Source organism: Malaciobacter marinus (assembly GCF_003544855.1).
GTDB classification, from domain to species: Bacteria; Campylobacterota; Campylobacteria; order Campylobacterales; family Arcobacteraceae; genus Malaciobacter; species Malaciobacter marinus.
On record NZ_CP032101.1, the window covers coordinates 2,278,600 to 2,295,059 of the forward strand.

The following is a 16,460-nucleotide window of genomic DNA, read 5'->3' on the forward strand; positions in this document are numbered from 1 at the left end:
AAAATTTAAAAAAGTGGTGTGTTTATGCAAATTGATTTAAAAGAATTAAAACAAGTAACAGTATTATATGTTGAAGATGATGAAGTTATTAGAGCACAAACACTTTCTGTATTTGAAAAAATCTTCAAAAAAGTGTATGTAGGAAAAGATGGACATCAAGGAATAAACTTATTTAATAATCACCAAGATGAATTAGATGTGATTGTTACAGATTTAAATATGCCAAAGATGACAGGGCTTGAACTAGCAGAAGAAGTACATAAAGTATCAAAATATATCCCAGTAATTTTCACAACTGCTTTTACAGATGAAGAATCACTTATAAAAGCAATCACATTAAATATAGATAGTTATGTAACAAAACCTTTAAAAATACAAGATTTAACTGCAACAATTTTAAAAAGTGTTAAAAACTCAAAAGAGAATAGAAATTTATATAAAACAACAAAAGCTTTAGCAAATGAGATGCTAAGTACAAAAAAAGATTATGGACAACTAAAAGACAATTGTGAATTATTAGAAAAAGAAGTATCTTTTTATAAATTCTTAGCAGAACATTTTATAGCATCAATAAAACTAGATAAATTTGGAATAATAGAAAATATATCAAACCAATTTAGCAATATTTATAAGTACTCTTTAATGGATTTAAAAAATAAACCTATAAACTCAATAACACCAAATGCAGCTAATATTCAGAAAAAAATGTTAGAAGCTTTAAAAGTAAAAGAAGCAGTAGGATTTAATGAAAAGTTCATTACAGCAGACAATGAAGAATTAGAGTTTCATAATATTTTATATCCACTTTATGAAAATAAAGACAATTATGCAAGTGGATATATGCTTTATCAATCATTGGAAAGATGAGTTAATTACTCATCTTCACCACTAATAGTACTTCCTTTATATGTCATAATCCCATAATCTAAATTTGATACACACTTAAAACCTAAATCATACATAACTTTTTGACAATATGCACTTCTACTACCACTTAAACAATAAACAATCACAGGTTTTTCTTTTTGATTTTGCAATTGTTCGATACTTTGATAAAATGAAGTAGTTGGAACTAAATAATCACACCCTTTAATTCTTTGTCCTACCCACTCCATCCACTCTCTTGTATCAACTAAATTAAAATCAATATATTTTAATGTTCTAGCTTCAAGAAGTGATTCTAACTCATCAGCATCAATTTGTTCTTTTTTCAAAAGCACTTCACACTCTTGTTTAGTAAGACCTCTTGAATGAGTGTGAGTAACCTCGCTAACCTCATTTTTGACAGCCTCATTTTGAGCAAATTCAGGAGTACAAAAAATCCCACAGTGGCACTTTCCATCCCTTGGTATCTCAACTTCAAGTGCAGGTTTACATGGGCAAAGTCTATTATCTGCTTCTTTTTGTTCTTGCTTTGTTTGACCTATTACCATAAAACAAGGACAGAATCTTTTTCCATATATCATCTTATTTCTACTAAGCCCTTGCTGAACAGATTCATTTACATCATTTTCAGGATTATAAACAAAACCAAACCTATCTAAAACTTTGTCTGTAAACTGCTTTGTCAATTCAAACTGAGTTTGGAATTCAGTAGAGTTCATATCAATCTTTTTAATCATTATTTACCTTAAATACATAATTTTTGCGTATTATAAGTAAAAGTTTTTTTAATCTATTTAAAAGAGCTTATTATAAGTTTTTCTTAACTTATATTTAATCAAAACCCAAATTTATTCAAGTCATTCCATACCACATGCTTCAATCAAAACTCAATTTTCGGAAACCCGAATTCATTCGGGTCATTTTCTATATATTATATATTGTGGTTGAAAAATCACTTATAATATTTTAAAACTTTGGAAAGTTTTCTATGGATTTTGCTAACTTATCTAAGAACTCATCTCTACTGATACATTTTGCACCAAGTGATTGTAAGTGTTCTGTTGGGGTTTGGCAGTCAAGTAGGCTAAAACCTTTTTGCTTTAATCTTTGTACTAAGTGATATAAAGCAACTTTTGATGCATCACTTTTTTTTGCGAACATTGATTCGCCACAAAACATATCACCAATTACTAAGCCATATCCACCGCCTACAAGTTCACCCTCATAATAACTTTCAAAAGAGTGTGCATATCCAATTTCATGCAGATGTGTATAAGCTTGTATTAATTCATCTTGAAGCCATGTACCATCTTGTGTAGGTCTAAATATATTTTTACACTCTATCATTACTTGTGTAAAGTTCTCATCAAATTTTACTTCAAATTTTTCTTTTTTTATTGCTTTTGCTAAACTTTTAGATACTTTAAATTCATCTAATTCCATTACTAATCTTGGATTTGGACTCCACCAAAGTATAGGTTCATCTTCATTGTACCAAGGAAAAATTCCATTTGCATATGCACTAATCAATCTTTTAGCAGATAAATCACCACCATATGCCAAAATACCTTCATTGCAAGCTAATCTTGGGTTTGGAAAAGTATAAATATCATCAGTTAAAGGAAATATTCTCACAAAAATCCTTATTGTTTTTTTGTGATTATAACAAGGCTATCTAAATAGATATCTTAATATATTCTCTTGCATTTTATTTGCTTGTGCCATAGCAAACATGCCAGCTTGTACTAAGATATTTAATCTACTAAATTCAGCTGCTTCTTTTGCATAATCAACATCTCGAATAACAGATTCACTTGCTTTTAGATTTGTTTTTAAAGTTATCATATATCTAACAGAAGACTCTAGTTGATTTTGAGTAGAACCAAATTCAGACCTAAAAGTATTTAATGTAGTTAGTGAGTTATCAATATCATCAAGCCAATCTCTAGCAACAGTTATATCTAAACTATTTGCTCCTAGATTTTTCAAGGTATCCAATCCTAAACCAATTGTATTTGATTGTACACCTTTAAGCTCTATTGTATTAGCAGCTTTTTCACCTATTTGAAAAACTTTATCACTGGAAATATCTGTATTTGAGTGATTGTTTTGTAAAAGATAGTTTCCATTGTAGTTTGTTTGAGAAGCAATATTATCTAATTGTCCTAAAAGTTTTGAAATATCTTTTCTTATAGCTTCTCTTCCTGCATCAGTTGTAGTATCTGTTGAAGCTTGCATAAGCTTTGTTTTTACAATATCAATAATATTTGATTGTTCAGCCATTGCTTTATCAGCTATTTGGGTCATTGCTATTGCAGAGTTTGCATTTTCAATACTTTGTTGGACTGAACTTGCTTGTGTTCTTAATTTATCAGCAATTGCAAGTCCAGAGGGATCATCACTTGCACTATTTATTCTAAGTCCTGTTGATAGTCTTCTTAAAGATTCAGATAAGAGTTTGCTATTATTACTATAGCTTTCATAAGCAATTAAGCCAGCTACATTTGTATATAATCGCATAGCAAACTCCTTTTTAAGTTAGTCGTATTATAAAGTAGATATATACTCTGCTAAAGCTTCAATCTCTGTTTCATTTAGTGATAGAACTTGGCTTTTCATAACACCTTTTAATGCTTTTCCATAAGTATCATTTTTATATCCATTTAATACATCAATAGTTTTTTGTTTATCCCAACCTTGAATAACTTCAGATTTTCCAAGTGCTTTTATTTCTCCATTTTGTCCATGACATCCAGCACACTTTAAAAATAGTTGTTGTCCTTGATTTGAGCTACTACTTTTCATTATATCATCAATACTTTTCTCAATTTTTTCTGTTTTATCTTCTACTTCTTTTTTTACTTGTTTTGTTATTTCATCACTTTTTTTCACAATATCACTTGTTACTTTTGATGCATCTTCTCCAACTTCTTTTGATGTTTTTTCTATTATTTCACCTATTTGTTTAGAAGCCTCACCAACTTTATTTGAAATATTAGCACTTGCATCTTTAATCTTATTTACTAATTCATCATTTGAATTACTTACTTCTTTTTGTGTCTTTTCTACATTTGAAGATGTTGTTTTCTCTTCTTCTGTTTTTTCTTGACAGCCTGTAAGTAACAAAATCGCCACAAACGAACTAATTAATGCACTTTTCATAAAATAACCTCTTTTTATAATAATGTTTATATTATCCTATAATTTTATTAAAATCAGTTTAAAAACCATTTCTAAAAATTAGTTTAATGCTATAAATATTTAAATGTAAAATCATCTTTTACAAAATCAATTTTAACTTCGCCACCTTTTTTAAGTTTTCCAAATAATATTTCATCTGTTAACTTATCTTTAATTTTCTCACTAATTACTCTATTTAAAGGTCTTGCACCCATAGTTTTATCATATCCTAATACTGCAAGTTCTTTTTTAGCTTTTGCACTAATAGTGATTTTAACTTTTTTCTCAACTAATTTTGCCTCTAAATCTTCTATGAATTTACCTGCAATTTTTGCAACAATATCTAAACTTAAAGCTTCAAATGTAATAGTAGCATCAAGTCTATTTCTAAACTCAGGTGCAAAAAATTTATTTATTGCTTTATCTTCATTTAGGTTATCATCTTTAGCAAATCCCATAACATTTGCTTCACTAGAACCTAAGTTTGATGTCATAATTAATATTACATTTTGAAAATCTGCTTTATTTCCATTGTTATCTGTCAACTCAGCATTGTCCATAACTTGTAAAAGTACTGACATTAAATCAGGATGAGCTTTTTCAATTTCATCAAGTAAAAGTACACAATGTGGATGTTTTCTAATTGCTTCTGTTAATAAACCACCATTTTCAAAGCCAACATACCCAGCAGGTGCACCAATAAGTCTAGAAATTGTATGAGCTTCCATATACTCACTCATATCGAATCTTTCAAAATGAATTCCTAATTGATTTGATAATTCACGGGCAACTTCTGTTTTACCAACACCTGTTGGACCTGTAAATAAGAAGTTTCCAATAGGTTTTTTATCAAGCCCTAAACCAGCTTTATTTCTTTTTATTGATTTTACAATTGAAGAAACTGCATTATTTTGACCAAATACTCTTTTTTGCATATTTTTTTCTAAAGATTTAAGTAACGATAAATCAGATTTAGTTGCTGATTTTGGAGGGATATGCGCCATTTTTGCAATAGTATTTTCAATATCTTCTTTTGTTATATTTGAAGCTTTTTTTGCTTTTTCTTTTTGTATTTTTTTAAGTGAACCTACCTCATCAATTACGTCAATAGCACTATCAGGTAAAAATCTATCATTTATAAACTTTTTACTTAACTCAACTGCTAATTCTATTGAAGGTTTACTATATTTCACCCCATGAAACTCTTCATATTTTGATTTTAATCCCTCTAAGATTATTACAGCATCTTCGATTGAAGGCTCATTTATATCAACTTTTGCAAATCTTCTACTTAGTGCTTTATCTTTTGAAAAATCATTTCTAAACTCAGCAAAAGTTGTAGCTCCAATACATCTTAGTTTTCCATTTGCAAGCATTGGTTTTAAGATATTTGATGCATCCATAGCACTTCCACCAACACTTCCAGCTCCAACAATAGTATGAATTTCATCTATAAATAAAACTGCATTATCTATTTGTGAAATCTCTTTTAATAGTGATTTTAATTTCTTTTCAAAATCACCTCTATATTTAGTTCCTGCAAGTAATGAACCCAAATCAAGTGAATATAACTTTGCTTTATCTAGGCTTGATGGTACATTTTCATTTGCAATTTCAAGGGCAAGTCCCTCTGCAATTGCAGTTTTACCAACACCTGGTTCTCCAACTAATATAGGATTGTTTTTCTTTCTTCTACTTAAAACTTGAACAACTCTTGAAATCTCATTTTCTCTTCCAATTACTGGGTCAATCTCACCTTTTTTTGCAAGAGCTACTAATTCAACACTATTTTTTTCAAGTACACTTGAAGAAGATTTTTCATCACTTGTTTCTTCTAAATCATCTATTGAACTATTGTGTGAAATCTCTTCTAATATATCAACTTTTTGAACACCATTTGATTTTAAAAGATATGATGAGTATGAATTTTCATCTTTTATTATTGAAACAAACATATCCTCAACTCCAGCATCTCTTTTGCCACTTGCTTGAGTGTGTGCAACCATATACTCTATTGTTTGACTCAAACTTATACTCTCTATTGGTTCATCTTCAATATTCTCTGGTAATACAGGTGTATTTTCATCTATGTATTTTTTTGTTTTTTCAAACAAATCATCTGTATTTAATCCTAAATTTGTCAATAAGTTCTCAATAACCTCATCATGTAAAGTCATTAAAAAAATATGTTCCAATGTCAAATATTCATGCCTACTAGTTTTTGCATAGCTTACAGCTTGTGCAAATATGCTTCTTAATTCATTGCTAATCATAATAAATTCCTATTCTTTTTCCATTAAAGCTTTTAAAGGAAAGCCCTTTTCTCTTGCCATTTTGGTAACTTGTGCAACTTTTGTAGCAGCAATTTCATGGGTATAAACTCCACATAAAGCTTTTCCTTTATTATGTATAGTTAACATAATTTGTGCTGCTTCTTCTTGACCTTTTCTAAAAACTTTTACTAAAACATCTATTACAAAATCCATTGTAGAGTAATCATCATTTAATAAAAATACTTTATACTTCTTTGGTTCTTCCAATTGTATATCATTATCTAACTCTACTTCAAATTCATTAGCCACTTCAAACCTTTTTTCGATAAAATATTAAATATAAAATATTATACCAAAAAAGAAATTACAATGATAAAAGATAAAAATTACTATTTAAATAAAAGTTTATTTATAAGTGCAACAAATACAGATGTAGGGAAAACTTATGCATGTAAAAAATTTGCAAAGTTTTTAAGCAGTTTAGGTCTAAAGGTAGGATACTTCAAACCTTTTGAAACAGGGGTAAAAGATAAACCTCTTGATGGTAGTGCTATGCTTGAGTTAGTAAAAAGCTTAAATAATGAGTTTAATTTTGATATTAATGATGTGGTTCCATATCAGTTCGAACTTCCAGCAGCCCCATATGTAGCAAAAAAAGATGTTGTTCTTGATTTTGATTTTTTAATAAAAAAGAAAAAAGAGCTAGAACAAAAGTGTGATGTACTTATAATTGAAGGAGCAGGTGGACTTATGGTTCCAATTGATAAAGATATTTTTATAATTGATTTAATAAAGAAGTTTCAAGCCCATGCAATACTTATAACTCCTAGTAAACTTGGATGTATCAATGATACTTTATTAAGTATAAATGCTTTAAAACAAAAAAATATAGATTTTGATTTTTACATAAATTTATATGAAGATAAAGATAGTTTCAATGAAGTCTCTTTACCATTTTTAAAAGAGTATTTTCCTAAGTTAAACTATCTAATGGAAGTTTAATTTCAAAACAAGCACCAAGATACTCTTTTTCTTTGTGCTTGAAGTTTTTATTTTTGACTTTAATTGTTCCATTTAGATGTTTTACAATTATTTCTCTTGTCATATAAAGACCTATTCCTGTCCCTTGACTTTGGTGTTTTGTAGTGAAATATGGTTCAAAAATTTTATCCATAATTTTTTCATCTATTCCACCACCATTATCTTGAATAGTTATAAATACAAAACTACCTTTTATAAAATTTTTCATAATAATCAATCTGTTTTTAGAACTATTTTGAGTTAAAGCATCTTTTGCATTTGTCAAAATATTTAATATACTTTGTGTTAATTCATTTTGTATTGTATTTAGCTCTACATCTTCAAATTCATAAACTACTTCTATAAAATTATTTTTAAAAGCTGAATTCATTATATTTATATCTTTTTTTATAAGTTTTACTAAAGAGAATTTCTCTTTTTCTTTAGTAGGTTTAAAAAAACTTCTAAAATCTTCAATAGTATGAGATAAATATTGTGTAGTATCAACTATAATTTCCAAATCTTTTTTTAACTCTTCTTTGCTTGCAAGTTCATAATCAATCTTTATTGACATTCCACTTGCTGCTGTACTTATTGTACTTAAAGGTTGTCTCCATTGATGAGCTATATTTCCTATCATTTCACCCATTGATGCCATTTTTGATTGATTAAATAACATCTGGTCTTTTTTTCTATTTTTTAAAACCTCTTCATCAACCTTATCTTTTAGTCTCATATTTAGTTTTTCTAATTCTTCTGTTTTCTCATTTACTTTGCTTTCTAGTGTTGCATTCATATTTTTTAAAGCACATTTTTGACTTTCAATATTTGTTTTATATTTTTTAAAAATCATTTCAATTTTTTTTGAAAGAAGCAATGTTAAAAGTGAACCAAATAAAATCACTAAAAAAGCTATTTTTATACTATTGTTTAAAAACTTATCTTCTTCATTTTTTTTAGTACCTAAAACATCAATTATGCTATTTTCTAAATTTCTTAAATCAATACTTGTTAAAATAACCCAATTCCAATCTTTTATTAATTTATACGCAATTAATTTTTCATAATTCTTTGTCCAATAAAAATTAATCTTTTCAAAATCTTTTAAATTAAACTTTCTTTCTATATGTAACTTTAAATCAGTAAGAACAAAATTTTCTAATTTTGTTCTTGTTATATTTTTCAAATCTTTATTATATATTACAATTGTTTGTTTTGAACTATTTTTTATAAACTCTACTCTATTAACAACTTCTTCTTTTATTTGCTTGTCAATGTCACTTTTATATTTACCATATCCTACAAACCAATTAAAAGGTTCAAATTTTTTTATATAAGAAATTTTTTCGTATTTTATTGAAGAGTTTGGCTTTTTAAAAAGATATTGAATAAAGCCCTCATTTAATTTACGAAAAGTTTTTCTATACTTTTGTAAAAAATTTTGATGTTCTTTACTTTCAATATCTATTATATTTTGATGTTCAAGTTTTTTGTTTATTGGATATAAATAAGGAATAATAGTTTTTTTTCTATCTTCTAAAACAAAATAATATGTATCATTTTCAAATCTAATTTGTGTTAAACTTTGTATTAAATCTTTTTTAATTTCTTTATTTGAGGCTATTCCTGTATATGTATTATATTTATTTAAAATAATATCATAAGCCATTTCTACTCTTTTTTTTATTTTTTCATTCATAATTTGTTTTTGAGTAGTTTTTTTATACTTAATATAATCATCCATAGTAGTTAATTTTTGAGATAGTTTGTTTTTTTCTTCAAGTATAAGTTTTTCTTTCAATCTTGAAATATCTTCATTGAATTTTTTTTCTGTACTTCGCACTTGTGTATAAGTAACTAAAGTTGTTAATAATATAATTAATATAATTGGAGTAAATATTATTAATTTAGATAAGTTTTTTTCTTGGAACATAATAAAAAAAGTGCTTAGTTATAGCCATTGTAAAACCTTTTTATAGTAAAAAGCAACTAAAATAAAAACTGATGAAATAATATAAGTAATTATATCAAGAGAAGTTAAACTTGCCATTAAACCTATAAAAATTGTCGTAACAACATTTGAAAGCATAAAAACCATATCATTATATGAAATAACTCTTCCTAGATATTTTTCTTCGCAATTTTCTTGCAAAAGTGCATATGTATATGACCAAATAACTGTTGTAAAAAATCCAGTAAAAAAAAGTCCTATAAGAGCATAATAAAAATTAAATTGAAAGGTAGCCCATAAAGCAATAGCAAGACCTTGAAATATTAAAATATAAAAAAATGTATTCTTATTTGCAAATCGTCCTAAAAAATATGGTCCAATCATCAAAGCAAATGCTCTTATTGCATTTGAAATTCCAATAGATAAGGGTACAGCAATTACATATTTGTACTCATTTTTTGCAAGTAAGGTTACAAGTGCATCAAAAGATGTTAATCCTACACTTGCATGCAAAAGTATCAAATGAACTAAAATTTTATTACTTTTTATATATATAAATCCATCTTTTATTATTGTAAAAAATTTATCTGTAATCATTGAGTCTTTAATAACAAAATTTATCTTTGCAAAAACAACAATAGCTAATAAAAAGAATAAAGAATCAATTATTATAGCAGGTTTTGCACCAATATAATTAACAACAACTCCACTTACAGCCATTCCAAATGCATAACAAAAAGACCAAATTATTGAGTGTATTTCATTTGCTTTTTGTAAAGCAGGACCTTTGACAAGTTTTGCAAGAAGTGACATTTCTGTTGAAAAAAACATAGAAGCACTACTCATTCTAATAAAAATAAAAATAAGCAAAAGCCAAATTTGTTCTTTACTATCAATTAATAAAAAACTCAATGTCATTAAAAACTCAATCATAAGCAAAAATAACATCAAAGGTTTTATTTTAAACCTATCAATTATGGCTCCTGAAAATGGTGCAATTAATACAGCTGGAAGAAAATGCATAGCAGTAACCACTGAGATTGCCAAAGCTGATGAACCAAAGTTCACAAGCATTGTATAAATTGCTACATTTGAAAACCATGCACCAAAATAAGATATAAATTGAACAAGAGATAAATCTCTTATTACTTTGTGTTCTTTAAAAAGTTTACGGTAATTCAATAGATACTAAGACCTCTTGATACATAGCACTATGAGATGTCTCATCGCTTTTATATGGAGTTAAATAGTTTGCCTTTTTATTTCCTGCATAACATAAAACACAATTAGGTTTTACATCTTGTGTTAATTTAACTTCAAAACTTGCTTCTCCATATTTTGAACGAAGTTTAACTTTGCTCCCATCTTTTAGGTTTGTTTTGGGATTCAAATATAAATAATTATCAATTTTAAAAGATGAATTAAGACTTCTTTTTTGTTTTGCTGTTATAAAATAGTATTCATTTTCTAATTTTTGTTCATACAAATGCTCAATTTCTATATCATCAATAAACTCAAAATTATCAAATACATACTCTTTTGCTTTTGAACTCTTATAATAATCTAAAACTTCTTTTTCATCTTTTAAACCATCAAAATTAAAAGTTTCATATAAATATTTTGTTAAGTCATATTCACTAATGGTATCTTTTGATGGTTCATTGATTTTATTTGAAACAGATTTATATTGGTGACCATATGAAAGTCTAATATCCTCTTTTTCTAAAAAAGAACAAGATGGTATTATCAAATCTGCATATTCACATGTGTCATTATAAGTTGTTCCCATAAAAACAACAAAACTATTTTTTAAACCATTGATAACTCTTTTTGTATTAGGAGCGCTTACAACGGGATTTGCACCTTGAATAAATACAAACTCGTATTCTGCAAAGTCAACTTCACTCACATCTTCTTTTATTAAACTATTTGTTGTATCAAATTGACTTTCATAGCCATATGTAGAGTTACTTAAATACCAAACTCCACTATGATGTGAGCTATTATGAAGTCCTAAAAAAGCTGCAAAAGAATCAATACATCTTGTAATATTTGCTCCTTCATAATACTTTTGAACTCCAAGTCCCAAGACTAATGCAACTTTTTTATTTTCTATAATTTCAAAAAATCTATTAATATCATCTAAACTAACGCCAGTTGCTTCTTCATAAGATATTATGGGTCTGCTTTTTGCTAAATCAAAAAAATCTTCACTTGTGTCAAATTTTTCACAAAACTCATCATCTTCCATATCTTGCATATAAGCAAATCTTGTAAGAAGCAATGCAAGTTCATAATCAGTCTTTGGATTTAAAGATAAGTGCAATTCTGATCTTTTTGCAATATGTGTTTTTATTGGATCTATTGTTATAAATGTTTTATCTTTTACTAACTCATACATATGGGAAGAAGTAACAGAAAAATTTCTCCCCCACACAATAATAACATCAGCTTCAAGTAGTTTTTCAATTGGAGGGTTTACAACTTCACCTCTTGTGGCTTTAATACCAAAACCTCCACCACCATCACATAAACTTCCTTGAGTTAAAGTAGAACCATATTTAGCAAAAAAACTTTTTAAGCTACTTTGCATAACACCTAAATTTCCACTTCCTTTATAAAATAAACTATTATTTGCATTAACATTTTTAAGTTTTTCTACTAAGATATTTAAAGATTCTTCTAATGTAATTTTTCTATTATTATAAAGAGGTGTTTGTAAATAATCAGCTTTTAGGCATGCAATAAAATTAGAACATAACTTTCCATCAGTTGGAAAATGTCCTTTGTTCCCTCTAATTTTACCATCAACTACAATAGCTTCACATGTATCATAGCAATCAAGTGGGCATGCGATTGTTTTATTATTTGAATTCAACTTTTACTAGCCTTGAAAATTTTTTTACATTACTTAAATGAAGTTCAATTTTATATGATGATATATGTTCACTATCTGCAACATCATATATTTTAGCAATTTTTATATCACTTTTTTTATCATCAATATATATATCTTTTGATTTAATTCTTTCAATATCATCTATGGGAACAAAAATCTCAAGTTTTCCTTTACTTAAATCTTTTGCTTCATAAAGTAGTGTTCCAGGAGTCACATAATCATCTTTTTTTACATTTATATTGTAAATATAATTATTTTTCTCTATTAGCTTTTTATTTTTAATACTATCTTTTAAATTAGCAATTTTTATTTTTATATCTGCTTTTGTTGTTTGTAAATTTATTACTTTTAATTTTTGATTATCTTTTTCAAAATCTGACTTTGAAGATACCCTTTTCATTCTTCCATAATTTTTATTTTCTATTTCAATCATGCTATTTACAGATTCTAATTTATTTTGTGTTTGTTTTAAATCAATTCTATCAACATAAGAATCAAGTTCAATTATCAAAGAATTATTTGCTTTTTTCCCTTCAATATCTTCATTTGAAAATATTACTTTACCACTCACATTTGATTTTATTTTATAACTATTGATTGGTTCAAGTTTTGCATAAAAAACTGAAGCAAAAACAAAGTTTGCACTAATAAAAAATACTAATAAGTATCTCATTTTTTTCCTTTTTCTATTTGCTTTACAAGTGAATATATATCTTTTTTCAAAATTTTAAATTCTTCATTATCTTCAATCTTTTGAAGCTTAAAAATTAGTTCATCTAAACTTTCATCTTTTTTAATCATAAAAGCTAAGACTTTTATTAATTCATCTGATGTTTTTGAAGTTTTTATTTTTACTAAAAGAGTACTCTCTTTTTGCTTTTTTAATCTTTTAGTTATAGCATACTTATATAAATAAACTATTAATAATGCAAGAATAAAACCTAAAATAAAAAATACTATTCTATCTTTTATTGAAGTTTTGACAACTTCTTTTACAATCACATTTTCTTTTTTAGGAGTAATTAATTCTGATTTTTTTTCTTTAGTTTTTTTTACATTTATTTCATAACTATCTGTTTTTTTTCTAACTATTTGTTTTGTCTTAGCATCAAAATATTTTAACTCTAAGCTTTTAAGTTTTATACTATTTTTAGGAATAATAGAAAAACTTTTTTCATACGTTCCATAGAGTTTATCATCTTTAATTTCAGTACTAATATCAGCTTTATTTTCAAAGATTTGAGCATCTTTTATATCTAATGTATAATCATTTATATCATCAATATTTCCATATCCACTAACTTTAATTTTATAAGATACTGCATCACCTTGATTTATTTGTGTTTTATCAAGAAAAGTTTCTATATCAAAATCTCCCATTAGATTAATGCCTTGAGGTAATGGCTTTACATCAATTTCTAAGTCATTTGAGTATATCTGTTTTGTTATATAGTTATTATTCATAAAAAAATTACTTGAATTAATATCAAGTAATTGCATAGTGATTTTAAAAGGTTCAATTCTTAATTTTCCACTTTTTTGAGCAAATAGTAAAAACTCTAACTCATTTACAACAAAACCACCTTCTTTATAGTGTTTTGAGTTATCTGTTTGCTTATACCAAAAGTCTTTAAAATTTGCATTTGATATATTTAAATCTTGCACATTTAAATCTTCTTTATATTTAAATTTTACTTTTAATTTAAACTCTTGTGCTACATAAACTGAACTTTTAGAACTACTAATTTCAAAATCAGCAAATTTAAAATCACTTTTTTCAATCTTTCTTGATTTTACTTCTAAACTTTTTGTTTTATACTTTTTTCCATCAATCTCAAATTCAAAACTTGGTAGTATAAACTCTTTATTAGGAAAAAACCTAAATCTTTTAATGATTTTCTTTTCTACTTTTGAATTAATTATACTTATTGAGTTTTGAGTAGAAATAGTATCTACCGATTCTTTATTGATATTTTCAATTTTTGGGAAAGTTATATCTTTACCTGTTGCAATAATTGAAAATGTATAAGCTTCACCTTTTATAAAAAAAGATTTTGCATCAAGTTTTACATTAGCATAAGCAAAATTAAAAAAAAGTACTAAAGCTATTATAAATTTAAATATTTTCATCTTTAAAACTCTACTGTTCCCTCAATGGCAAAATTTGCTTGTGAATCAAGTTCAGCATGTGATAAGACTGCAACTTGAAGTCCAAATTTTTCATATATTTCAGATACCCTTTTTCTTAAAAGTGGATCAACAACCATTGCAACTTTACCAAATCCTCTTGATTCAACTTGCTCTATTGTCTCTTTTGTTTTTGTAACTAAATTATTTATTTCTGAAATAGAAAGCATAAGTTGAGAAACTCCATGTTGCTCTTGAAGCTTTCCTATAAATTGTTGTTCAAGCTCTGGCTTTATAGTTATAATATGAAGTGTTCCATCATTGTCTTTAAATCTTTGTGTTATAAGTCTATAAAGCTTACTTCTTACATGTTCAAGTAACACGTCAGGTGCTTTTGTAAACTCTGCAATATCTGCAATTGCTTCAACTATTGTTAACATATCAACAATAGGAATTTTTTCATGTAGTAAGTCTTTACACACTTTTAACAACGAACCATAAGATGTTACTTTCATCGCTTCTTCTACAACAATTGGGAAATCTTTTTTTAAGCCTTCAATAATATCCACAATATCTTGTCTTGTAATAATATCTTCTGAATGATTTTTAATTGTTTCTGAAATATGAGTTGAAATAATTGTTGGAGCATCTACAACAGTAAAACCTTTCATCAATGCTTCTTCTTTTAGTTCAGGTGAAATCCATGTTGCATCTAAATTAAATACAGGTTCTTTTACATGTAAACCTTTTAATTTTTCATTGCCAATTCCACCCATAGCAAGAAGCTTCTCTGTTTCAACTCGCCCTTTTACTATTGGAATTCTTTTTAAATATAATTGATACTCATTTTGCGATAAATTTGCATCATCAGAGATTCTAATTTGAGGAATAATAAAACCTAAATCAGCAGCAATTGTTTTTCTAATTCCTTTAATTTTATCAAGTAACTCTGAATCACCTTGAACCAATTGTAAAAGTCTAAAACCAAGTTTTAGTTCTAGTACTTCCATTTTCATAATAGTTTCAATTGCTTGAGCTTCATCAGGTCCTTTTTGTTTTTTCATCTCTTTTAATTCTTCAACACTTTTTGATGTTTTAGCATCACCTTTTTTAGGTGCATCTGGTTTAAAAAACCTTGTAATTGAGTTATCTTGTTGTTCTTCTACCATAAAAATAGTATAACTAGTACCCATCATTAAAAGTCCCATAATAGACAATATTCCAGTTGGAAATCCTGGTATAAATCCAAAAAGAATCATTCCTATACCAACAAGCATTAAGGCTTTACTATCTTTTACTAATTGTAAAATTGATTGATTTGCAAATCTATCCTCATCCATATTTGAACGAGTAATAATAATAGCTGTTGCAGTTGATAAAATAAGAGCAGGAAGTTGCGCTACTAAACCATCTCCAATAGTTAAAATAGTGTAAATCTCTCCACTTTGAGAAACAGTCATATCATGTTGAAATAGTCCTATTAAAAGTCCACCAATTAAGTTTACTAAAGTAATAATAATACCAGCAACAGCATCACCTTTAACAAACTTTGATGAACCATCCATAGCTCCATAAAAGTTAGCATCAGAGATCAACTCTTTTCTTCTTATTTGTGCTTCTTTATCATCAATAAACCCAGCATTTAAATCAGCATCAATTGCCATTTGTTTACCAGGCATTGAATCAAGTGTAAATCTCGCAGTAACCTCAGCAACTCTGGTAGCACCTTTTGTTACAACCATAAAGTTAATTAATACAAGAATAATAAAAATGATAATACCAATTACCATATTACCACCAACAACAAAATCACCAAAGGCGGAGATTATTGAACTTACGGCTTCTGGACCGTTATGTCCTTCACTTAAAATTGATCTTGTAGTTGCAATATTTAAAGACAATCGAAAAAGTGCAAGTATTAAAATAATTGTGGGAAATGTAGTAAGATCAGATGGTCTTTGAATATATAATGAAATCAATAATATAAGTAAAGACAAAGATAAAGATACTACCAAGAAGAAATCTAAAACTCCTTTTGATAAAGGAACAATAATAATCATAAGTATAGCAACAAAAAGTGCTACTACAAATAAATCTTTTGACAGTATCTTTCTTATATTCATTT

The 16,460-nt window shown here is 26.9% G+C and carries 14 protein-coding genes; 2 read left to right on the forward strand and 12 right to left on the reverse strand.

What is annotated here, in order from left to right; translation table 11 throughout:
• Positions 1–24 precede the first annotated feature (24 nt).
• Positions 25–867 (forward strand): response regulator, encoded by an 843-nt coding sequence (locus tag AMRN_RS11075; protein ID WP_099310381.1) that lies wholly within the window; start codon positions 25–27, stop codon positions 865–867.
• Positions 868–872: 5 nt separating this feature from the next.
• Here the strand turns inward: AMRN_RS11075 and AMRN_RS11080 are convergent, their stop codons facing one another.
• The 6 genes from AMRN_RS11080 to clpS form a co-directional block, all read right to left on the reverse strand.
• Positions 873–1,622, reverse strand: coding sequence for a ferredoxin-thioredoxin reductase catalytic domain-containing protein (locus tag AMRN_RS11080; protein WP_099310382.1), 750 nt, complete (start codon positions 1,620–1,622; stop codon positions 873–875).
• Positions 1,623–1,851: 229 nt separating this feature from the next.
• Positions 1,852–2,520, reverse strand: coding sequence for a leucyl/phenylalanyl-tRNA--protein transferase (gene aat / locus AMRN_RS11085; protein WP_099310383.1), 669 nt, complete (start codon positions 2,518–2,520; stop codon positions 1,852–1,854).
• Positions 2,521–2,556: 36 nt separating this feature from the next.
• A complete protein-coding gene (locus AMRN_RS11090; protein ID WP_079576914.1) occupies positions 2,557–3,405 on the reverse strand; it encodes a flagellin in 849 nt (282 codons plus the stop codon).
• A gap of 27 nt (positions 3,406–3,432) precedes the next feature.
• Positions 3,433–4,047: a c-type cytochrome gene (locus tag AMRN_RS14280; protein ID WP_228150791.1), complete on the reverse strand. Its 615-nt coding sequence runs from the start codon at positions 4,045–4,047 to the stop codon at positions 3,433–3,435.
• 89 nt (positions 4,048–4,136) lie between these two features.
• Positions 4,137–6,338, reverse strand: coding sequence for an ATP-dependent Clp protease ATP-binding subunit ClpA (gene clpA / locus AMRN_RS11100; RefSeq protein ID WP_099310384.1), 2,202 nt, complete (start codon positions 6,336–6,338; stop codon positions 4,137–4,139).
• Positions 6,339–6,347: 9 nt separating this feature from the next.
• On the reverse strand, positions 6,348–6,647 hold the full coding sequence (clpS, locus tag AMRN_RS11105; RefSeq protein WP_099310385.1) for an ATP-dependent Clp protease adapter ClpS: 300 nt from the start codon (positions 6,645–6,647) through the stop codon (positions 6,348–6,350).
• 60 nt (positions 6,648–6,707) lie between these two features.
• Here clpS and bioD point away from each other — a divergent pair, with 60 nt between their 5' ends.
• Positions 6,708–7,340, forward strand: coding sequence for a dethiobiotin synthase (bioD, locus tag AMRN_RS11110; RefSeq protein ID WP_099310386.1), 633 nt, complete (start codon positions 6,708–6,710; stop codon positions 7,338–7,340).
• On the opposite strand, the gene AMRN_RS11115 is transcribed toward bioD, so the two are convergent.
• Genes AMRN_RS11115 through flhA form a run of 6 tightly spaced genes read right to left on the reverse strand, consistent with a single transcriptional unit; the run spans position 7,312 to position 16,458 of the window.
• The gene (locus tag AMRN_RS11115) at positions 7,312–9,291 is read right to left on the reverse strand and encodes a sensor histidine kinase (RefSeq protein WP_099310387.1); all 1,980 of its coding nucleotides are present in this window, start codon (positions 9,289–9,291) and stop codon (positions 7,312–7,314) included. The two genes, bioD and AMRN_RS11115, sit on opposite strands and share 29 nt — an antisense overlap.
• An 18-nt stretch (positions 9,292–9,309) precedes the next feature.
• Positions 9,310–10,491, reverse strand: coding sequence for an MFS transporter (locus AMRN_RS11120; protein ID WP_099310388.1), 1,182 nt, complete (start codon positions 10,489–10,491; stop codon positions 9,310–9,312).
• Positions 10,478–12,187 carry a molybdopterin-dependent oxidoreductase gene (locus AMRN_RS11125; protein WP_099310389.1) on the reverse strand — a complete coding sequence of 570 codons (1,710 nt, stop codon included), beginning with the start codon at positions 12,185–12,187 and terminating at the stop codon, positions 10,478–10,480. The genes AMRN_RS11120 and AMRN_RS11125 overlap by 14 nt, the downstream gene beginning before the upstream one ends.
• Positions 12,174–12,881, reverse strand: coding sequence for an efflux RND transporter periplasmic adaptor subunit (locus tag AMRN_RS11130; protein ID WP_099310390.1), 708 nt, complete (start codon positions 12,879–12,881; stop codon positions 12,174–12,176). Before AMRN_RS11130 ends, AMRN_RS11125 begins: the two co-directional genes overlap by 14 nt.
• Positions 12,878–14,338, reverse strand: coding sequence for a BatD family protein (locus AMRN_RS11135; RefSeq protein WP_099310391.1), 1,461 nt, complete (start codon positions 14,336–14,338; stop codon positions 12,878–12,880). Before AMRN_RS11135 ends, AMRN_RS11130 begins: the two co-directional genes overlap by 4 nt.
• Positions 14,339–14,340: 2 nt before the next feature.
• Positions 14,341–16,458, reverse strand: a complete 2,118-nt coding sequence (flhA, locus tag AMRN_RS11140; protein WP_099310392.1) for a flagellar biosynthesis protein FlhA — start codon at positions 16,456–16,458, stop codon at positions 14,341–14,343.
• Positions 16,459–16,460 lie beyond the last annotated feature (2 nt).